Below are 20,290 nucleotides of genomic sequence, written 5' to 3' on the forward strand. Positions count from 1 at the left end.
TGTTTTCACCTCGCCAAGAATGCTCCTTCAGACCGGACATTTCGTGGGAGAAAAAAGCGTGAGGACGATCTTCCTGAACAGGTACGGTTTCCCCGACCAGTCGGCAACAAGCCGTATGATATCATCGCTCGCCTTTTCAATGGCGCAGCGCGGAATGAATGTGACTGTCGTTGCAAGTCGCGAAATTCATAATCATCCCGGAAGCGTGTTGCCCGCAACCGAAACGGTTCGGGGTGTACATATCCGACGGCTCGCAAGCGGCCGCTTCGGCCGGCACAGCCTCATGCGCCGTAGCGTTGATTATCTTCTTTTTCAGGCGCTGGCATTCGCCTGGCTTCTGCGCAACGTTCGGGCGACGGACACGGTCGTTGTCTGCACCGATCCTCCGCTTCTCTCCGTCATGAGCAGTATCGCGATCCGCCTCAAGGGCGCACTCATGGTGAACTGGATCATGGATCTTTTTCCGGAGACCGCAATCGAGCTTGGATTTTTCAGGAAACGTGCACGGTGGCTTGCGCCATGGCTGACTAAGGCACGCAACTGGTCTCTGCGAACCCCCGGCATGGTTGTCTGCCCCACTGACAAGATGGCGGAATTCCTCTTCACTCAAGGCCTTGCAAAGGATCGCGTCAGCGTCCTGCATCACTGGTCGGATGGGGAGGAAATCTATCCTGTCCTGCCCAAGGATAACAGCCTGCGGAAGGCGTGGGGACTGCAGAATGTGTTTGTCGTTGGCTATTCAGGAAACTTCGGGCGGGCGCATGAGTTCGGCACTATGCTGGCAGCGGCGAAACGTCTCGAGCACCGGCAGGATATCCGGTTCCTTCTCATTGGTGGCGGACACCAGCACGCGGCTGTGAAGACTGTAGTTCAGAATCTCGGTCTTCAGAACGTCATCTTCAAGCCGCTGCAGCCCGTGGAGAAACTTGCTGAAAGCCTGAGCGTTGCAGATGTGCATCTGGTCTCGCTGCTGCCGGAACTGGAACACTGCATCATTCCAAGCAAATTCTATGGAATCCTGGCGGCCGGGAGGCCGACGATCTTCGTCGGCGACCCTGATGGAGAGGTGCCGCGCGTTCTCAGAGCCAAGGGATGCGGCAGCAACGTCGAAATCGGAGAGACCGAAAAGCTCTCCGGCACCATCGAAAAGCTCTGCGACGACCCAGATGCCACGACAGCAATGGGGGATGCGGCACGGCGGCTGCTGTGTGCCGACTATTCCCGAGAAAAGGCGGCAGATGCCTGGGCAGTGCTGATCGCCGGGCTGCAGACTGTCGAGCCTTCCAGGCCACCTATCGCTCAAGGTATCTCGTCATGAAAGATAAAGTCGTCGTCAGTCAGCTCGGCGCCCGCATGCATTATGCCGTACCGAGAATATTTGCATCCGCTGGCCGCCTTGCGCATTTTTACACTGATATATGCGCCACGAAAGGTTGGCCGCGGATCGTCAATTCGTTTCCGGCGACCCTTTATCCCGCACCTGTCAAACGGCTGGCCGGCCGGCTGCCCAAAGGCGTGCCGACAGCGCTGACGACGGTGTTTTCCAGCTTTGGCCTCCGTTCCGTGCTGCGCCACATGCGAACGAGAGACGTTGTGGAGGAAACCTCTCACGCGATCTGGGCCGGGTCGGTTTTCTCCGAAATGGTGGCCCGGCGCGGCTTCCATGGCGCAGCTGGGCTCTACGCCTTCAGTGGCGACGCACTCGAACAGATGCGGGCGGCAAAACAGCAGGGCCTCTGGACCGCAGTCGAGCAAATGATCGCTCCACGCGATGTCGTCGAAACGCTTCTGGACCAGGAAATGATGCGGTTTCCCAAATGGGCCGGCCCTGTGCGGGATAATCCGCATGCGCGTCTATTCGCCGATCGGGAGAAAGCGGAGTGGCGCCTTGCAGATGTCATCGTCTGCCCGTCGGAATTTGTCCGCAAGCACGTGGTCGCATGTGGCGGGCCGGAAGACCGGTGTGTCGTCGTTCCCTATGGGGTCAATGCCAGCGCTGCCATCGACAGACCGGCGCGCATGCCGGGGCCAGTCAGGGTCCTGACCGTAGGCGAAGTCGGGCTGCGCAAGGGATCGCCCTATGTTGTGGAAGCCGCCAGATTGATGGAGGGCGACGCCCGCTTCCGGATGGCGGGCCGCGTTCGTGTGCCCGATGACGTCAAGCAGGAGATTTCGCAATGGGTCGAGCTGAGAGGGATCGTTCCGCGCTCGCAGATCGTCGAGGAGTTTCGGTGGGCGGATGTCTTCCTGCTGCCGTCGCTCTGCGAAGGCTCCGCGACTGCCGTCTATGAAGCACTGGCAGCGGGCCTGCCGGTTATAACGACCGAAAATACCGGCAGCGTCGTTCGCGATGGTGTCGAAGGTTTCATCGTTCCCGTCTGCGATCCGGAAGCTATCGCAACTGCGGTGCGTGCGCTTGCCGACAATCCTGAGCTAAGGCGAAGCATGTCCACCAATGCACTCCTGCGCGCAGCTGAACATACCGTGGAGTCATATGGCGAGCGGCTTCTTGCCGCCTTGTCGGGGCCGAATCTGTCAGGGTCGGCGGGTCTTTGCATGGCCGATAACACGCGATACCTGGGGAACAAAGAGAAATGAAGATCATCCACGTCATCGCTTCGATTGATCCCAAATACGGCGGCTTGCAGGCCGTTGCCATGCGCCTAGCCGCTGCACAGGCCGGCCTCGGCGCAGATGTGAATATCGTCAGCTATGGCGACGCCGCCATTGAAGCGCAGGTCAAGGAAATTGGCCGCACCATACCGCATTTCGAGAATATCCACTGGCATCTCCTGCCGCCGGCCGGGAGGCTGGAGACATTGTTCTGCTTCAGGGGCCGGCGCATGCTGAAAGCCGTGCTGAAAGATGCCTCCTTCATGCATATTCACGGCGTGTGGGAGCCATTTCTGCTCTATGCTTCCAAGCTCGCCCGCGCCGCTGGCGTACCCTACTGCATTTGCCCGGCCGGCATGCTGGACCATTGGAGTCTCGGCCAGCGATCGTGGAAAAAGAAGATCGCCCTGATGCTGTGCTACCGCAAGATGCTGAACGAGGCTGCGTTCCTGCACCTGTTAAATGTCGATGAAATGGCAGCTGTCGAGCCACTGAATCTCCAGGCACGAAATCTGATCATTCCGAACGGTGTTTTTGCCGAGGAATTCGATCCCCTGCCCGCCCGAGGACATTTCAGGCAGAAAATCGCCCTGGCGCACGGCAGGCGATACATTCTGTTCCTGTCACGCCTGCACATCAAAAAGGGTATCGACATCCTTGCCTCGGCCTTTTCGGCTATCTGTGACACCTACGTCGACGTTGATCTCGTCGTCGCAGGCCCGCCCGGTGGAGCAGAGGGCCACTTTATGCACCTGGTGAAAAAACTTAACATCCGGCACCGCGTCTTTATGGTCGGAGCGATCTACGGCGAAGCGAAGCTCGAAGCCATGGTCGATGCCGACTGTTTCTGCCTGCCAAGCCGACAGGAGGGTTTCAGCATGGCAATCACCGAAGCGCTTGCCTGCGGCACGCCTGTTGTTATCACCGACCAGTGTCACTTTCCCGAAGTCGGAGCTGCCGATGCCGGAGTTATCGTCTCGGTTGACGCGGCAGAAGTTGCCAAGGGTTTGGCAAGCGTGCTCAGCAATCCCGCCAAGGCGAGGACGATGGGCGAAAACGGCCGTCGACTCGTGCTGGAGAAATTCACCTGGCCGGCAATCGCCCATGCCACGCTTGAAGGTTATCGGCTGAGCGCGTTGGACGCGGCCGCTTCCTGACGACGCGAGCCGACTGGCCTTGCCGGATTGCCGACATAGATCGTCCAGGGCTCCAATGACTTCGCGGTGACGGCTCGCGCGCCCAGAACAGCCCCCTTGCCGACGACGACACCGGGACCGACAAAGGCTTCCGCCGCCACCCACGCGTCCTCCTCGATCACCACCGGCCGCGTCACCAGGGGAAACGCGCTATCCTGAACGTCATGCGACCCGGTGCACAGATGGGCACGTTGCGAGACAGAGGCATATTGGCCGATGGTGATCATGTCGACGTTGTAGCAGATCACCCCAGGTCCGAGAGATGAATGACGCTCCATGACGAGGTGCCCCGGCCACCAAACGATCGCCTTGGAATGCACCATCGCCGTGGCATGCAGGCGCGCGCCGAAACTACGCAGGAGAAAATTGCGCCAGCGCCGCATCGGCGGCGGCGTCCAGGAGGCAAGAAGCCGCCAGACGATCATCCAGACCAGCCGTTTCAACCGCAAATGCAGCGCAAAGGTCGGACCTCCGAAGCGCGGCAGGGGCGTCGTTGCATGCTGGAAGGCAGGATCGTCGTATCGTGAGCGCATGGCCTATCCTCCGGCTTGAGACGTCAAGGATCGTATCGCGTATCGACGCTGCTGCACGCGCGCGGGTATGACGGCAAATGCCAGCGCCGGAGCAGCAAACATCAGCATATGCACCCAGACCATGAGAACCCAGTCGGTTTGATGCGAGATGGCGTGCATGGACGGTATGATCGACAGCAGATAGGTGAATTGCGCAGCGAACTCGCCCGTGTTTGCGGTCACCCAGATCCGGCGCACCAGATAGGCGAGCAGGAAAAATTTGAACGCTCCCAGATACCAGAAGGATCCGAACGCGTCCGCCATTCCGGTCTCGGTCGTGCCGAGAACAGGATTGTAGTCGCGCGATTGGACCGGCACCGGCAGCATGAAGGATTGCTTGACTTCCACGCCCACGAGTTGCGCGGGTACGAAGTTGAACACCAGCCTGTTCCAGTGGAACTTACCGTAGTCGAATTGCAAGGTGTTTGCGGTGTTGTCGATCCGCATGATCGCGTTGCGCATCTCGTCGCCGCCGTCCCGGAACACTCTCTCAAGATTGCCGATGAAATCTATCTTCTTGATGTCATCCCACACTGGAGCGTCGTTGGCCTTGGTGATGGCGCGGTAGTCGCCCATGCTGTTCATCGACAGTGTGCCGAGGAAAAGTGCCACGATCACGAAGATGCGCGGGATCGCCCATCCCTTGTAAAACCACCATGCCAGCGCGAACATCATGATGAGTTCCACCGCTTCGGCGCGCTTTCCCGTTATCACGATGCGATCCAGGTAGAAGACGAGATCGAACGCAAGGACAGCCAGCGCCAGCCAGGAAAATCGCCGTGCAAGGCAAAGCACTGCAATGGCCAGACCATAGCTCAACAAGCGCGAAAAGAAGATGTACATGACCGGAACTCCCGTCATCTGCACCGCAATGGTCAACTCTCCCGGCAAACGGCTAAGCTTGAAATAGAAGTAGGCGCCGGCGACCGAGAGAACGGCTGCGACGATCAGCAGACGTGTTTCATCGAAATCGATACGAAAGAATGCAAAGGGTTTTGCCGTTCTGCTCCACCCCCACCAGCACATGAACAGGCACAGCATCATAAAGATTGCGGTTCTTGCAAACGCGCCTTCCGGCAAGAATCGTTCTGACGCCAGTCCGGGAACCTGGGGCAAGATGAAACTGAACGTGATGACGCCCGTCAGAAACGGGAACTCGTAAATTCGCTCCCGACGCATCATTCCCCAACAGATGAGCAGGATAACACCACCAAAGAGGCAAAAAACCAGAAGCGTGTTCATGAGGCGAGCCTCGCCTGAACCGGAGGAAAATCCTGCACGAAACTGCTTCTGAGGTCGTAGAGGAGCGCTTTGGCGTATTCCTTGAACACCTGCACCCCGTCGCCGTTGATGGCAAGCCGCCACAGCGACACGGTTCGTTCCGCAGGAAGGGAAATCCACTGAATTTGAGGCATCACAAACCGGAAGCGCTTTACTGCGCGCCGTGAATGAAACCAGCTCGTGACCAGAATGGCGCTTTTTGCTCCCATTCCAGTCAGTATCGGCTGTGAGAATGTCGCGTTCTCCCAAGTGCTGAGCGAAAGACATTCCGTTGAGACGGCTGCGAAATCCACGCCCAACCGCACCAGCATGTCGCGGATGAAGTCGCAATCCCCATAACCAGTCACCAAAACGAGCGGCGCCCTTCCCTCGTGCCATAGTTTTGCGGACTGGGCAGCTCGAGGTGGACCGTCACCGCCCAGAACAACGATGACGTCGGCCTGCGCAGGCGGGTCCTCCACGACAAGGAGCGACCCCGCTGAAACGAGGGCAAGTCCGTAGAGCCCGATTGAACTCAGCATCATCAAGCCCAGTAAAAACGCGTTCCGTTTCAATGGCGGAGCATTTCTGATGTTCTGGGAAATGCGCAAACGCGAAAGCCGTCCTTTCGAAACCGGTGTCGAGGGAATTCGCGTTCCGGGCCACGGCGCTTTCATGATGCGATTACTCATCACTCGCCGATTGCATGGCTCTTGGCTCCGGTGCGGCGTTGGCGGAGACAGGGAGACGCGCCACCTCGCGGTAGAGATCGAAATTTCCCCTGTGAAGCCAGGTTTTCGAGAGATAGCCCGTCGCGGTTAGAACGAAAGCCGTGTGGAGGGCAATCGGCACGAGAAGTCCGGCCGCCATTATTTCCGGCGGGATACCGGCTTTTATCCCGGCAAAACCGACGCCGCCGCAAATGAAGGAAATGACGACCAACGTGTTCGTTGCCGCCGCCGGCGTGAAACCATAGTCCAGCAGCAGATGATGAAAATGCCAGCGATCGGCCGACATTGGACTGCGACCGTTCATGATACGACGGACAATCAGGCTGAGCGTATCGGTGATCGGCAGGATCACGATCCAGAGCAATGCCGGAAAGGATACGGCAGCGCTTGTGGTCGCCAGCAGGACGATAACATAGGCAATCGTCGCACCCAGTGCGGTACTGCCCGCATCGCCGAGGAATATGCTCGCCCGTGCGCGCCATGGACCGCGCATGTTGAAGACCAGAAAAGCGCAGAGGCATACGCAGAGTGCCTGGAGCGGCGGGATGACGTCGCCGATACCTGCGAAGATCGCTACGACCATTAGCCAGATCAACGCGACACCCGCAGTGCCGCCAGCAAGCCCGTCGACACCATCGAGCATGTTCCACGAATTCACCAGCCCGGTCACGAAGAGAACTCCGATGACGAAAAACAGCGGCAGGAACAGATCCGAATGCTGCGTGAACAGCACGCCGATGGAGAGAGAGCCGATATCGGCGCCGCCTACGAGAGCGATAGCCATTGCCAGTTGCATGAGAAGTCTTCCTGCTGCGGGCAGCGGCCGGCGATCATCGACGACGCCCATTAGCAGGATGACCGCCAGTCCGAGCCAGAAGTTCATGCCGAGAGCCTCGCTCCACCCACCAACGAAGGCGGAAACGGCGAAAGCGGCAAAGATTGCGATGCCACCGCAAAGCGGAACGGCTCCCGTGTGGCGTTTGCGGATTGAATCGGGGCGATCCACAAGCTGAAACACAATGGTCAGGCGCCTGAGAACGACGATGAGGGATACGCACAGAATGAAAGTAGCGATGGTATTGAAGAGTATCCCCGACATGTCTGATCCCCACGCTGAACCTTGGCGGCGCATTTGCGACGAAACTCGCCTCCTGACGATCCTAAAAAACACCGGCCCTGAGGGGTATGCGGGCAAAAGGCGTGTGAAATCCACCAAAGGGAGAGGGTGTCGAAATTAACGTCTACCCTGCCTACCCCCGAACCGGATCGACCATCGAAAGAGCTAGGTTTGGGACCTTGACGGCAAGCGACCACAAATGAACGACTCGGTAGCCAGCGGCATCTTATGAGTGATCATTCCTGTGTGGAGAGAACGGCAATCCAGTCCTGAAAGCCGAAAGCATTCGCCAATGCCGGCACCGTCACGTTGCGAAGGCCGCTGCGGCCAAGACGCTCGATCGGTTCGATGTAGATTCCATTCGAGGGATCGTACCAGCGAAGGGTTTTCTCGCCTGCCGCCAAACTGTCGAGATCAATCGCAACGGAAGGAGTGTCGAGATAGAGCACGGCGAAAGATCCTTCCCTGTCGCGCGCCGCGAATGCGCCCGCATCGCTTTTCAGCAAGCTGCCCTGATCGGGCACGAGCTTCCACCATGCCAGTTGTCTGAAAAGCGAGGCCAGATGGGTGATGCTTTGAGCACCACGGCTGTTCAGCGAACCCGGCCAGCTGTCCTTCGCTTCATAAAGCCCGGCGGCGGAAAAATGCCAGACCGGATTGTTGCCGAAGAGCTGACCGCTCGCTCCTGAAAGCAGCGCACCATAGGCAATAAGACGAACCTGACGCTCCTTCACATCGTTCTCGCCTTCATATGCGCCTTCAATGAGGAAAAAAGGGCGTCTTGGTCCAGATCGGTAACGATCCAGCGCCGCCGCCGCGACATTGCTGTAAGTATAAACTGAATCGATATCGAGCCAGGATGCGTCCCGCCAAAAATCGCTCGTCACGGTATCGGGATTGCCATGCACGGTCTGCAATGCCGAAGGATCAGTTTCAGCGATCCCCATTGCAACAGCCATGACCAGATTGCGATCTGGCGGATCGTAATCCCCGCCCTGCACCCAGATGATGTTGGGGTACTTCGCAAAACGCTGCCCGACATAGCGTCCATAAGCCCGAAGCTTTTCTGGCCCGGCCGCGACCATTTCCTGATACCATCCCTCGGGGCCGCCGCGTGCGCCGCTATAGGCCGGACAGAGAAGCACCAGCAAATTGCGACTGGCGGCTGCCTTTATGACTGCTTCTGCCCTGTCGAAATAGGCTTGGTTCGGTTGCTCAAAGGCATCGCCTGCGAAAGGTTTCTCGTCGTAGAAGTTCGCCGGCGCCTTGCGGGAGAACTGATGCTCGATCAACGATACAAGCACGGTGTTGAAGCCCTGCCGCTTTCGGGTTTCCAGATAAAATTCCGCATCGGGAATGGAGGTATCGCCAATGAGCGACCACGCACTGTCGCCGACAATCAGGAACGGCAGACCCTTGCTGTCTTCAAGATAGCGCCCGTCCTGCGACGTCTGCAGCGGAAAAACGGGATCCTGTGCGTTGCAGGCCGAAAACATGCAAAGCCAAAAAAAGAAGACGCCGCACAGATGTCCAAGGCGCCGCTGATCGCCGAACATCGCTTCAGAGCCGTTCACGAACGACGCGAAGCCAGTTTTTCAAGGGCAACGGCAGATAGGTTCGAAGGCCCGGCCTCAAACCGGCGGGAATAGACCAGTCCTCCATCCTGAGCACTGTTGACAGGCCGGGACGGTCGTTCAGTGTCATGGTAATGACTTCGTTATATCGTGCGGCCATCCGTTCGATGCTGAAGCGGTTCAGAACCATTTCCTTTCCCGCGATCGACATCCGCTCGAGAAGGTCGCGATCGGCATGCAAGCGCGCAATCGCATTAGCCGCTGCCGTATAATTGCCGATCGGGAACAGGAAGCCGTTTCGGCCCGGCTCGACAATCGTGTCCGTCACACCCCGGATATGAGACACGACCGGGACGCAGCCGCCGGCCATTGCCTCTATCATCGTCATGCCAAGCCCCTCGAAGCGGGACGGCATGATGAGAACATCGTGACTGGACATGATGACCGGTATGTCTGAAAGCTGCACGGATCCTGCGTAACTGACGCGATCGCCATGGCCGTCTAGCCTTCGCCTGAGCTTGCCCATATCCGGCCCATCTCCGACGATCGTCAGGCGCACTGCCTCAGGCGAGGCATCCAGTATTTCCCGCAGCCACATCACGCCTTTCGAAGCATCTTCAATGCGGCCGACGAAGAGAGCTTTGAGTTCCGGCCCCCGGTTGACGCGCCGAACCGCCTGGCTCCGGAACGCATCGCTATCCACCGCATTCGGGATTGCGTAGGTGCGATCCTTCGAAAAGCCGTTGCGCGCGACCAGATCGGCGCGGCACCGCTCCGATACGCCAATCGTGACATGGGCATAGTCCCGGACCGAACGCGCGGCCGCGTATGTTCCGGGTGAGATATTATGAACGACGAGAATACGCAGGATACCTTCGGGGAGATAGCGCGCGATATTCGTCTGCAACTGATCGCCAAGAACATTGACGATCACCCCGTCAAACTCGCCTTCTTCGATGGCGGCCGCCATTCGCGATGCACATTCACGTTCACTGAGATTGACGGGCATGCGCAGCAGTTGCCCGAATGCCTTTTCACCCTGCAGATCGAGAGGCAGCCCGTATGTTTCCTTGCACACGCCGAGCCATCGCACGTCTATGCCATAGGCTGCGAGGCCTTTGCGAAGATGTTTGAAGACGGAATAGGTGCCGCCAATATGAGGAAGGACAAAATAGGCAAGCTTCATGGGACACTCTCGCTCCTGCATCCACAACCATGCCGCAACGGATCGACGGCGGACGGTTCGAGTGGCTGCTAAGGCGACATTCTAAAAAGCCACGGGATGACAGTCAGTTGCATCTTAGGCTTAGCTGTATCTTCCTTTGAGAGGTTTGCGTCGGCCAGACTATTCGTTTGGCGTAAGACGCAACCCGAAGGTCGGTGTGGGGTCGTGCTGATCCAGCGGATATCAATACCATATCGAGCGTGTCGGCGCCGGGCTGCGATTGGAAAATAAATGAGGATCACTCTCCTTGGACAATTTGGCTCTGGCAATTCGGGCAATGACGGATCGCTGGAAGCCATGCTCCTTTATCTGCGCAGGATGAGGCCCGATGCCGATCTGTTGTGTATCTGTGCAAGTCCGACAGTCGTAAGTGCGAAGTTCAATATTCGTGCGATGGGTGTTGGGGGGCCTCCCCTGACAAATGTTTGGATGAGGCAACTGGACAAGCTACTCGGCAAGGTGCCTTCACGGCTCATGCTATTGGTCAGTTCCCTCTTTAGTTTCGACAAGGCTGACCTGATGATCATACCGGGGACCGGCATCCTTGATGATTTTCAGGAAAAGTGGTTCGGCTGGCCCTTTGTCGTGTTTTGCTGGTGCCTCGTCGCACGCCTTCGCAACACGCGGATCGCCTTTGTCAGCATCGGCGCCGGTCCGATGAAAAGCCGTCTCAGCCGCTGGTTCCTGCGCTCGGCCGCACAGATGGCCTCCTATCGATCCTACCGGGACGATTTCTCGCTCAACTATATGAAAATGATCGGTGTCGACGTGTCGCGCGACCACCGTTACCCCGATATCGCCTTTGATCTTCCTGTTCCTGTGCCCCACCGGCAGAGCCCCGCCGGCGGCTCAATGAGAATAGGCGTCGGCGTTATGGACTATCGCGGCTGGCGTCACAACGATCCCGAGGCCGCCAGGATTTACAAGACCTACATCCACAAGCTCTCACGTCTCGTGAGCTGGTTGATCGGTGAAGGCCATCGCATCACCCTTTTGATGGGGGACGTTACCGACAGGGTCGCCTGCGCGGATTTGATGTTCCTGCTGACGGAAATGCTGTCCGAGGACAAGCTGTCGCGGATCGACATCAGCTCTGCCGCAACGCTGCGCGACATCATGCAGCAGATGGCAGCAATCGATCTTGCCGTGGTGTCGAGATATCATGGAGTTGTCTGCTCTCTAAAACTAGGTATTCCAACGATATCAATTGGTTATGCCAGAAAGTTCGGTGATTTGATGAACGATTTCGACCAGGAGAAATTCGCCCGGCATATCGACACGTTCGAAGTCGAGGAAGTCATTGAGCTGGTCAAGGAGATACTCGCTGGAGCCGGTGCGGTGAGGGAGAGGATTGCCCACGCCAATGATCGCTTCAAGCGCCAGCTTTCCGAGCAGGAAGCGCTGCTCGGCCGGGAATTTCTCTCAATTGATGCCGTCGCAACGCCGCAGAGCGTGACGCCTTAGACACGCAGTCCTGCAACCTAATGCTTTCGGCGTAATACCGAGGCTCTTCAATACTCGACGGGAGTAGACCGCACGCTCCTGTATGCCCCTCAACAAACATTCTCCAAACGGCCTACACCTACGGATCCGGCTGCCATCCCAACGGTCAGATTTCCAAGGTCCAAGTCCACACTCTAGATTTGACGCTACCGTCGATTATCGGCGACGCTGTCGGAGCCCTCGATGCACAAAGTCCGCCGCGCCTTTTTCATGGCCATGCTGGAACAGCACCTCGGAATTGCGATCAATTTCGCTCTGATCGCGATCGTATCGAGACTGCTCTCGCCTGCGGAAGTTGGTTTTGCCGTTATCGGCTACGGAGTGACAGCGGTGATCTTCGCCTTTCGCGAATTCGTTTCTTCCGATTTCCTCATTCAGCTCGATGTTGTTGAACGCGATGACATCAACACGTCGCTTACGCTCTTGCTCCTGGTCAGCGGCATTCTCGGGATCGTTCTCTATCTATGCGGCCCCTATCTGGCGATTTTCTACCACCAGCCCAGTCTCCAGCACTATCTTATCCTGGCGATTGCCGCGGTCATGGCCGAAAGCCTGGGTATGCCAGCGTTTTCCATGCTGCGTCGCCGGTTGGCCTTCGGCACCATCGCACGCGTCCGAACCACCGGCCTCGTCGTTATGGCTGGCGTGACGATCTTCGCTGCCAGCAATGGATGGGGCTTTGTCAGTTTCGCGCTCGGCCTGCTCGTCGGCAACAGCGTTGCCAGCGCCCTTGCCGCCTATGCCGATCCGGCCCAGCGTACCGCACGCCTTTCTCTAAAGTCGTGGCGCCGTATGGCCGAATTCGGCCGTTACAGGGGCGCTGCAACCATCGTCGACAAATTATACGAGTCCCTGCCGCAACTGGTGCTCGGCTTTGCCATGACACCGACAGCGGTCGCGATCTACAATCGCGCCAATACCGTTTGCTCCATTCCCGACCGCATTTTCCTCTCGGCGATCTTTTCCTTCGCCTTCCCGGCGCTCGCCGCCGAGGTTCGCGAGGGTGGAGATGTCCGCAGGTCCTACCTGCGCGCCCTCAGTTACATCACTGTGCTGTATTGGCCGTCGCTGATCATGGTCGCCATTCTCGCCGATCCTATCGTGCGCCTTGCACTTGGAGACCAGTGGCTTGCCGCCGTACCGATCACCCGGATTCTCGCGCTTGCGTCGATCTTCTGGTTTCCCATGGTTTTGACAACGCCGCTGCTGATCGCTCTCAACGCCAACCGGGAGGCTTTTCTGGGCAATTTCGTCTGCCGCAGCGTCTCGGCAATTGTGCTTTGCTCTGCCAGCTTCTTCGGTCTCACCGCGGTAGCGTTGAGCCAGTTCGTCACGCTGCCCTTCCAGATGCTCGTCGCCTTCTATCTGGTAAGACGCCATGCGCACTTTAAACTACCCGAACTGTTCGCTGCCATCGGGCCGAGTTCCGCTGTGACCCTTGCCGCGATTGCGGGGCCGCTCGCCATATCCGCCTGGATGGGATTCCGCTTCGATTACTCCCTCGCCCAGGCTGGCGGCGCCGTCCTCCTTTCGGTGACAGGCTGGGCCGCTTGCCTCTTTCTTCTGCGTCACCCACTCGTCAGCGAAATACGTTCGACGCTCGATGCTTTTGCCGGGCGACCGCGCAAGATCGGAAAACCACCTGTATCGGCTTCCATTCCCGACACCGTCGTTCCCGCAGCGGTGGAACCATGAGCAGCATCGATATCGTCATCCCCAACTACAATTACGGTCGCTTTCTGGAGGGATGCGTAGAAAGCGTCCTTGGCCAGAACATCCCGGACATGCGTATCCTCATCATCGACAACGCCTCCACAGACGACAGTGTCGCGATCGCCCGGTCTCTGGCGACAACAAATCCCCGTATCGAAACGTGCCTGCGGCCAAAGAATCTCGGCGGTCACGCGTCTTTCAACGAAGGCATTGATTGGGCCCGGGCGGACTATTTCGCCATCATCTGCGCCGACGATGTCCTGTCGCCTGGAGCACTCGCGCGCGCGATGGAGGCGCTCGACAATCACCCCGGCGCGCACATGGCCTTCGGGCGCACCGCCTTCTTCCGTGACGACGCCGAAATAGAATCGGGCCTTCGCAGCGATGCCAATGGCATGCAGCTTCATCGGGGCATGGACTTCATCGCCAAAATTTGCGCGACGGGACGCAGCCCGGTGCCAGGCCCACTCGCTGTCACCAGAACACACATTCAACAACATGCCGGTCACTATCGGCCAGCACTGCGCCATACTGACGATGTCGAGATGTGGATGCGGCTAGCAGTTCTGGGCGATATCGTCGAACTTGACGTCGTGCAGAATTTCACCCGTATCCACGGTGCCAACCAGTCGGCCATCCTTGATAACGTGCTTGCCTGGAATACCGAAATCGAAGCCGCGCTCGAAAGCTTCTTTGGCAATGAAGGGGCTTTGCTTGCCGATGCCCAAACCCTGCTCCGGCGCGGTCGCGCGAGCCTGAGCGACCGCGCCTATTGGTGTGCGCTTTCCAATCTGATCCGACGCCGGCCCGGCGCGGGTGCCCTTCTTGCACAGGCTTTCCGCCTGAGACCCGCTTCAGCGTTTCTGCCGCCGGTAAGTTATCTTGTCCGCCGACCTGATGCGTTGCATCGGATTCGCGCAGCGATCGCCCGCCGATAGTGATCGACCGGCCAAATTTTCGATGATGAAGGCCTATTCTTCTGCATTCAGGACAAGCCGCAAGAGCGCCGGCAACGAAGTGGATTTCGTTCGGCGCATGATTGAGGCGCGATGATTCTCGACAGTGCGCTGACTAAGCTTCAAATCGGCTGCAATGACCTTGTTGGCCTGCCCCTGAACAATTCGGTCAAGGATCTGACGTTGCTTGCGAGTAAGCATCGCCAGCGTGGCTCGAGCTGTTTCACGCCGCTCTTCGCGCTCGTTCGCATCACGCGATCGCTCGAGGGCCGACTGCACGCTCCGATATATTTCCTGATAAGAAAAAGGCTTCTCGATGAAATCGGCCGCTCCATATCGCATCGAATTGATTGCCATACGGACATCGCTGCGACCCGTGATCACAATCACCGGAAACCGATGATGTCTTTCTTTCAGCAAACGTAACAACTCCATGCCGACCATGCCGGGGAGATACGCATCGACAAGCAGACAACCTGATCTGTCGGGCTTGTAGTTTGCAAGATACTCTTCTGCCGAGACATAGGTTGCGACCGCCCAGCCTTCTCCTTCGAACAGAGCGCGCAAATTGTCCCTTATGTCCTGCTGGTCGTCGATGACTTCGATGAGCCTGCCCGTCATCGGCTCCATATATTCAGGTTCGCTTATATGACCTGCTCTCTCGCCGTTTTGGCGAACGACCAGTGTCTCCACCATCTGCATGACGTCCTTGAGTTTCGCCGGCTTGTGCAGATAAGGAATTTCGTGCTGAGCAAAATCCCTCAGGGCCTTGCTTGAAATATCACCAGTGAGAATGAGTGCCGGAACATTTTGGCGGAGTGCCTGCCGAATATCTTCAATCGCAGCTATGCCATTCCCCCCTGTAGGAAGATTGTAGTCTGCGAGAACAACGTCGGGCATGAACTTCAGCCCTCTAACAATCGCGATCGCTTCGGCAGCGGTTGAGGTCGCAGCGACCACGTATCCAGTTTGCTCCAGACCGATCTTGAGCAGATCGCGCATTCCGTTTTCGTCTTCGATGATCAAAATCGACGCGGACGACAGGGCGGTCGCTTGACGCGAATTGTCATCGACTGGCGCACGCAATGGCGCAAGCGGCTCCCCTGCCGGCGCCCGATCGATTTCGATCATGAATGCGGAACCTTCATGCAATCGCGACCGCACCGCTATCTTCAGTCCCAGAAGTTCGCTCAGCCGCTTGACGATTGACAATCCCAGCCCCAAACCCCGGTCTTCCGCGCCAGCAGATGCGTCGAGTTGATGGTATTCCTGGAAGACTTCCTCGATATGGTTTTCGGGAATGCCTATACCGGTGTCCCACACTTCGAACCGAACCTTTGCATCGACCCGGCGACAGCCGACCAGAATTTTGCCGCTCGGCGTGTATTTCAGTGCATTGGATAGAAGGTTGCGAACGATCTGCTCGAACAGGCGGGGATCGGTGCGAACGGCAAGGCTGGACGGTACGACACGGAGTTGCAGCCCCGCCGCCCGAGCGGGATAATAAAATTCCTTGAAGAGCCTTCCCAGAAGATCGCCAATCGCAAAGCTCACGATCTGCGGTTCCACCATCCCCGCCTCGATCTGGTTGATGTCAAGAACAGAGTTGAGTATACCCAGCATCGAGGACAGCGTCTCCCCCATCCTCTGGACGAAAGTGCGTGCTTGCCCTTCACCCACGTTCCTTTCCAAAAGCCCGTGCAACAGCTTCAAGGTTTGCAGCGGCTGACGCAGATCGTGGCTTGCCGCAGACAGGAATTGCGACTTGGCCTCGGTCGCCCGCTCGGCGAACTTCTTGGCAGCTTCCCTGCTTTCGGCAACCTGTTTCTGGGCACTTATATCGATGAAGGTGATGACCACTCCGTCGATTGCCTCGCTCGCGCCGCGATAGGGTTTGACGCGGCGGACATACCAGCGACCATCGGGTCCTCCTATCTCTCGGTCGATTGTGTTGCCTCGGAGCAGCGTCGCCGTTGCATCGACTTGAAGCGTAATGTCGCCGTCAAAGCCGCTAAGGTCCGAGAGGGGACGGCCGACATCGGACGATATAATCTTGAATACTGACCGGGTGGCTGGTGTGAAAAACCGTATACGAAGGCTGGCATCCAGAAAGAGCGTTGGGACATCGGTGCTGTACAGGACATTTTGCAGATCGTTGGAAACTGCCCGCTGACGCTCCAGTGCTTCTTGCAATTGATTGTTGAGGGCTGTCAGCTCTTCATTGAGGGATTGCAGTTCCTCTTTCGAAGTAAAGAGTTCCTCATTCGTCGACTGATACTCCTCATTCAGAGACAGCGCTTCGGCGGTGATCTGCTTCTGTTCTTCGCTGGCAATTTCCAGATTGCGTATGGCGCCCTGCAATTCCGCCCGTGTCTCCTCCAGTTCGAATTCAAGCTCGGTAATGGGCGACGCATCTGTCGTTGATGATTTCTGCGATCGGACAACACCGTTGGCCTGCGCAGCATCCTCCACAAAACATATGAGAAATAGCTCTTCACCCTGACTGAAGAGCGGCTCGACATGAATGTTGAACTCGATGTGTGCGCCGTTGCTGTCGAGTTTTGCATTCTTGGCTACGAACGGCTTTTGATCCCGGCTCGCATGGTGGATCGCAGACCTGATCTTATTATGGAGCGCCGTCGGTGTGATGGCGAACAGGTCATGCGATGCCGGGCCTGAAGCGATCCGCAGGAACCTTGCTGTCGGGCCGATGGAGTAGAGATACTCATACTTCCGATTGACGAGGATTGCGGCGGGCACGTAGCTACCCAGCAGAACCTGGGAAACCGCCTCGGCAAGCGCACTGTGCCTCGACGCTGAAGTCACCTTTCCTAGCGAAGAGGGAATTCTGACATTTCCGCCCGCAACCGCACCGAAATTAAGATCACCGAAAACCGGCGGCCCGATACGCCGATATACCCTTTCGGATTCCGAAATCAGCTTGAAACGGTCATCCATTCCGCCAACGGTTTCGGATTTTCCGACCAGTAAAATGCCGTTCTCCCGCAGGGCGAACCTGAAAAGCGACAAGACCTTGGCTTGGGCTTCCGCTTCGAGGTAAATCAACAAGTTGCGGCATGAAATTAGATCGATCCGTGAGAACGGTGGGTCGCTGAGGACATTCTGCACGGTGAAGACCACCGCCCCACGCAGTTGCGCCGTCACGGTGTATCCGTTGTCATCCCTTACGAAATATTTTTCCAGCAAGTCGGGCGGCAGCGACTTGGTCGCCTCATGTGAATAATGTCCATCTCTGGCAATTGCGACCGCCTCGCCATCAGCGTCCGAGGCAAACATCTGAAACTGGAGACGAAGGCCCATGGACTGAATGAGCTCGAGGAAGAGAATAGCCAGAGAATATGCTTCTTCCCCCGTGCTGCATCCAGCGACCCAGACCCGCACTGCTCCGTGAGGCGCTTTTGCGTGGAGAATATCCGGAATAATGGTATCTCGTAGAAAGTCGAACACCTTCCCGTCGCGGAAGAAGCTGGTGACGTTGATCAGGAGATCTCTGACGAGATTTTGCCGCTCGTCTTCGCTGCTTTCGAGAATCTCAAGATACCGGTCTATCTTCTCAATCTCGATACCGAGAACCGCCATGCGTTTTTCGACCCGGCGCTGCATCGTTCCATGTTTATAGGCCGAAAAATCATTCGCTGTGGAAAACCTCAATATCTCGATGATCCGGTCCAGCTGGGGCATTCGGCGCACCATCGAGTGATCGGCTCGAAGCCGCGACAGCAGCTCAATATGTTTGGCGATGGCCGCAGGCATCTCTTCAACCGGTAAAACCGTAGCGCCAATGCCCAGCGAAATAACACTTTCGGGCATGCCGCCAAACTGTGCCTCTTGAGGCTCCTGGACCAGAACAAGTCCCTTGAAATCCCTGATCTGCTGGACGCCGGATGAGCCATCTGACCCCGTGCCGGACAGGACAGCTGCTATCGCCCACGGCCCGAATTCCTTGGCCATAGAACCCAGGAGAAAATCAAACGGCAGAGGTGCCTCATGCAGTTCCCGCCGGGGCGACAGATATATCCTTCCTCCGTCAACCGACATCAGGAATTTTGGTGGAATGACATAGACGTGCTCGGGCTCTATCAAGGCAAGGTTGACAGCCTCCGTTACGACCATAGTCGTTTCGCTTGCCAGAAGTTCTGCGAGCATGCTTTCATGCGACCGGTCAAGATGCTGAACGAGAAGAAACGCACAGCCGGTTTTTTCAGGCAACGCTTTGAGCAGGGCTCTGAACGCATTCAGTCCACCCGATGAAGCACCGACGCCGACAATCGGGAACATCCTAACAGGACGTTCTTCCTGTGATCCGGACATCGAACCGGTGTCTACCTCGAAAGTAGAAGGAACCTTTTTACTATCCTCGCCGCGTTCCGCCATATTCGCTCTCGTTAAAATTGACGCGCATTCCAAATAGAGATCGACCCTTGCGAAGCGTCAGGCGTTGTGGGTCAACAAGTCTTGAAAGCAGCCATCAAGGCCTTGAGATCATCAGTCAGGGAAACATAGTCACCATGCCCCGTCACATGCGGGGCGCAGCGCGTCCGATTGTCGTGAGGTGCAATTTCAAAATGCGATTAACACGTATAAGTTGCTGACATCGCGAACAAACGCACGAATGGAGGATGATAAATCAATCCGGCCGCGATTATAATTCATCCATTATAGTTAGTGGTGTCGCGCAAAACATGATGATGGCCTGAAAGAATTATATTTCAACAGTTATGGCGTGTCTGGTTGTCTACCCACATCATGCCAGATTGAACGCCCGCTCGAAATCTCAATCAAAAGTGAGTAATTTCCGAACCTTTTCCAGTTGCGATACTCCATTGTAGGATGCCGGAGTCGAAATTCGGGTAGTGCCACGTCTGTTGATTTCTGGCCGATTTTTAAATTCCGAAAAATCCAGACCGCAACAGAGTAGCTTCCGAAGTTCTGATTGATGACGGCGTTCCGGGTTGAATTACTTCAAACTTCCGTGGTGCCGAATCTTAGAAAGAAAATCTTCGGTTGCGTCTCTGCCAAGCCAGACAGATCCGCAAAGCACTCTTTAGCGCGGATAGGACATACCATGCTGACATCAGTTCCCAACAACGGACATAGCCAATTCTCATCAAATTTCCATGTGGTTGCGCACTCGAAACCTATGGAAACTTCAGTCAGAAAGCTGGCGATCATCGATGACCGCGCGCTCGACCGTGAGTGTCTGGCTCAGAGCCTGATCGCATACGGCCTTGATATGGAAGTCGAGTTGTTTTCATCACTCGACGACTGGAGACATGCTCCAAACGGCCAGCATAGCGGCATCCTGGTCAACGTCGGTCGCAGCGATTTTTGCGATGACGTATCCCTCCATGAGTTACGGGAGTTCATTGCCGACTTCCCTTATCTGCCGGTCGTCATTCTCGCTGAAAACCGCGATCTGCGTCAGGTCATGAGGGCGTTCGACGCGGGCGTTCGGGGATACATCTCCTCGTCGATAGGACTGGCGGTGTGCGTGGGCGCCATCTCACTTGCATTGGCGGGCGGCGCGTTCGTATCGGCTGAAAATCTGAGCGATCTCAGGCAGTTGCTCGTGGTTGCGGAAGACAAGGAACGACAGCGCACGGCCATGTTCACCCAACGTGAGGTCGACGTCATCAACGCTTTGACGCAAGGCAAGCCAAACAAGATCATCGCCTATGAGCTCAATCTTCGTGAAAGCACCGTAAAGGTACATATTCGCAATATCATGAAGAAAGTAGGCGCCAAAAACAGAACGGAAGTGATCTTCAAAATATCCGATCTCTTCAAAAACTAAAATCAAGTGTCGTGC

14 protein-coding genes are annotated in these 20,290 nt (G+C 56.9%); 7 read left to right on the forward strand and 7 right to left on the reverse strand.

Annotation, left to right across the window (positions count from 1 at the left end):
- The first annotated feature begins 115 nt into the window (after window positions 1-115).
- Genes GH784_RS05635 through GH784_RS05645 form a run of 3 tightly spaced genes read left to right on the forward strand, consistent with a single transcriptional unit; the run spans window position 116 to window position 3,770 of the window.
- Complete coding sequence (locus GH784_RS05635) at window positions 116-1,318, forward strand: glycosyltransferase family 4 protein (protein WP_194842953.1); 1,203 nt, start codon at window positions 116-118, stop codon at window positions 1,316-1,318.
- Window positions 1,315-2,598, forward strand: a complete 1,284-nt coding sequence (locus tag GH784_RS05640; RefSeq protein WP_153793258.1) for a glycosyltransferase family 4 protein — start codon at window positions 1,315-1,317, stop codon at window positions 2,596-2,598. The genes GH784_RS05635 and GH784_RS05640 overlap by 4 nt, the downstream gene beginning before the upstream one ends.
- Complete coding sequence (locus tag GH784_RS05645; protein ID WP_019566354.1) at window positions 2,595-3,770, forward strand: glycosyltransferase; 1,176 nt, start codon at window positions 2,595-2,597, stop codon at window positions 3,768-3,770. The genes GH784_RS05640 and GH784_RS05645 overlap by 4 nt, the downstream gene beginning before the upstream one ends.
- On the opposite strand, the gene GH784_RS05650 is transcribed toward GH784_RS05645, so the two are convergent.
- The 6 genes from GH784_RS05650 to GH784_RS05675 all read right to left on the reverse strand — a co-directional run bounded on the left by GH784_RS05650 (window position 3,734) and on the right by GH784_RS05675 (window position 10,249).
- Complete coding sequence (locus GH784_RS05650) at window positions 3,734-4,342, reverse strand: LbetaH domain-containing protein (RefSeq protein WP_065660126.1); 609 nt, start codon at window positions 4,340-4,342, stop codon at window positions 3,734-3,736. The two genes, GH784_RS05645 and GH784_RS05650, sit on opposite strands and share 37 nt — an antisense overlap.
- Window positions 4,343-4,345: 3 nt before the next feature.
- A complete protein-coding gene (locus tag GH784_RS05655) occupies window positions 4,346-5,623 on the reverse strand; it encodes a hypothetical protein (protein ID WP_038493569.1) in 1,278 nt (425 codons plus the stop codon).
- Window positions 5,620-6,183, reverse strand: coding sequence for a YdcF family protein (locus GH784_RS05660; protein WP_246670445.1), 564 nt, complete (start codon window positions 6,181-6,183; stop codon window positions 5,620-5,622). The genes GH784_RS05655 and GH784_RS05660 overlap by 4 nt, the downstream gene beginning before the upstream one ends.
- A gap of 142 nt (window positions 6,184-6,325) precedes the next feature.
- Window positions 6,326-7,471 carry an MraY family glycosyltransferase gene (locus GH784_RS05665; protein WP_153793260.1) on the reverse strand — a complete coding sequence of 382 codons (1,146 nt, stop codon included), beginning with the start codon at window positions 7,469-7,471 and terminating at the stop codon, window positions 6,326-6,328.
- Window positions 7,472-7,725: 254 nt separating this feature from the next.
- Window positions 7,726-8,985: an apiosidase-like domain-containing protein gene (locus GH784_RS05670; protein WP_246670446.1), complete on the reverse strand. Its 1,260-nt coding sequence runs from the start codon at window positions 8,983-8,985 to the stop codon at window positions 7,726-7,728.
- Window positions 8,986-9,049: 64 nt separating this feature from the next.
- Window positions 9,050-10,249, reverse strand: a complete 1,200-nt coding sequence (locus GH784_RS05675) for a glycosyltransferase family 4 protein (RefSeq protein ID WP_019566360.1) — start codon at window positions 10,247-10,249, stop codon at window positions 9,050-9,052.
- 270 nt (window positions 10,250-10,519) lie between these two features.
- Here GH784_RS05675 and GH784_RS05680 point away from each other — a divergent pair, with 270 nt between their 5' ends.
- The 3 genes from GH784_RS05680 to GH784_RS05690 all read left to right on the forward strand — a co-directional run bounded on the left by GH784_RS05680 (window position 10,520) and on the right by GH784_RS05690 (window position 14,442).
- The gene (locus GH784_RS05680; RefSeq protein WP_153793261.1) at window positions 10,520-11,752 is read left to right on the forward strand and encodes a polysaccharide pyruvyl transferase family protein; all 1,233 of its coding nucleotides are present in this window, start codon (window positions 10,520-10,522) and stop codon (window positions 11,750-11,752) included.
- A 222-nt stretch (window positions 11,753-11,974) separates the two neighbouring features.
- Window positions 11,975-13,486: an oligosaccharide flippase family protein gene (locus tag GH784_RS05685; protein WP_065663110.1), complete on the forward strand. Its 1,512-nt coding sequence runs from the start codon at window positions 11,975-11,977 to the stop codon at window positions 13,484-13,486.
- The gene (locus tag GH784_RS05690) at window positions 13,483-14,442 is read left to right on the forward strand and encodes a glycosyltransferase family A protein (protein WP_153793262.1); all 960 of its coding nucleotides are present in this window, start codon (window positions 13,483-13,485) and stop codon (window positions 14,440-14,442) included. Before GH784_RS05685 ends, GH784_RS05690 begins: the two co-directional genes overlap by 4 nt.
- Window positions 14,443-14,475: 33 nt before the next feature.
- Here the strand turns inward: GH784_RS05690 and GH784_RS05695 are convergent, their stop codons facing one another.
- Window positions 14,476-18,855, reverse strand: coding sequence for a CheR family methyltransferase (locus tag GH784_RS05695; RefSeq protein WP_246670447.1), 4,380 nt, complete (start codon window positions 18,853-18,855; stop codon window positions 14,476-14,478).
- Between the two features lie 691 nt (window positions 18,856-19,546).
- Between GH784_RS05695 and GH784_RS05700 the strand changes: the two genes are divergently transcribed.
- On the forward strand, window positions 19,547-20,275 hold the full coding sequence (locus tag GH784_RS05700; protein WP_038493595.1) for a LuxR C-terminal-related transcriptional regulator: 729 nt from the start codon (window positions 19,547-19,549) through the stop codon (window positions 20,273-20,275).
- Window positions 20,276-20,290 lie beyond the last annotated feature (15 nt).

The organism is Agrobacterium tumefaciens, assembly GCF_009649785.1.
GTDB classification, from domain to species: Bacteria; Pseudomonadota; Alphaproteobacteria; order Rhizobiales; family Rhizobiaceae; genus Agrobacterium; species Agrobacterium tumefaciens.

Bases quoted from the DNA above. Each gene is read 5' to 3' on its own strand.
- GH784_RS05675 (WP_019566360.1), bottom strand. From the start codon at position 10,249: ATGAAGCTTGCCTATTTTGTCCTTCCTCATATTGGCGGCACCTATTCC.
- GH784_RS05685 (WP_065663110.1), top strand. From the start codon at position 11,975: ATGCACAAAGTCCGCCGCGCCTTTTTCATGGCCATGCTGGAACAGCAC.
- GH784_RS05695 (WP_246670447.1), bottom strand. From the start codon at position 18,855: ATGGCGGAACGCGGCGAGGATAGTAAAAAGGTTCCTTCTACTTTCGAG.
- GH784_RS05660 (WP_246670445.1), bottom strand. From the start codon at position 6,183: ATGCTGAGTTCAATCGGGCTCTACGGACTTGCCCTCGTTTCAGCGGGG.
- GH784_RS05635 (WP_194842953.1), top strand. From the start codon at position 116: ATGATATCATCGCTCGCCTTTTCAATGGCGCAGCGCGGAATGAATGTG.
- GH784_RS05655 (WP_038493569.1), bottom strand. From the start codon at position 5,623: ATGAACACGCTTCTGGTTTTTTGCCTCTTTGGTGGTGTTATCCTGCTC.
- GH784_RS05645 (WP_019566354.1), top strand. From the start codon at position 2,595: ATGAAGATCATCCACGTCATCGCTTCGATTGATCCCAAATACGGCGGC.
- GH784_RS05640 (WP_153793258.1), top strand. From the start codon at position 1,315: ATGAAAGATAAAGTCGTCGTCAGTCAGCTCGGCGCCCGCATGCATTAT.
- GH784_RS05700 (WP_038493595.1), top strand. From the start codon at position 19,547: ATGCTGACATCAGTTCCCAACAACGGACATAGCCAATTCTCATCAAAT.
- GH784_RS05665 (WP_153793260.1), bottom strand. From the start codon at position 7,471: ATGTCGGGGATACTCTTCAATACCATCGCTACTTTCATTCTGTGCGTA.
- GH784_RS05670 (WP_246670446.1), bottom strand. From the start codon at position 8,985: ATGTTTTCGGCCTGCAACGCACAGGATCCCGTTTTTCCGCTGCAGACG.
- GH784_RS05650 (WP_065660126.1), bottom strand. From the start codon at position 4,342: ATGCGCTCACGATACGACGATCCTGCCTTCCAGCATGCAACGACGCCC.
- GH784_RS05680 (WP_153793261.1), top strand. From the start codon at position 10,520: ATGAGGATCACTCTCCTTGGACAATTTGGCTCTGGCAATTCGGGCAAT.
- GH784_RS05690 (WP_153793262.1), top strand. From the start codon at position 13,483: ATGAGCAGCATCGATATCGTCATCCCCAACTACAATTACGGTCGCTTT.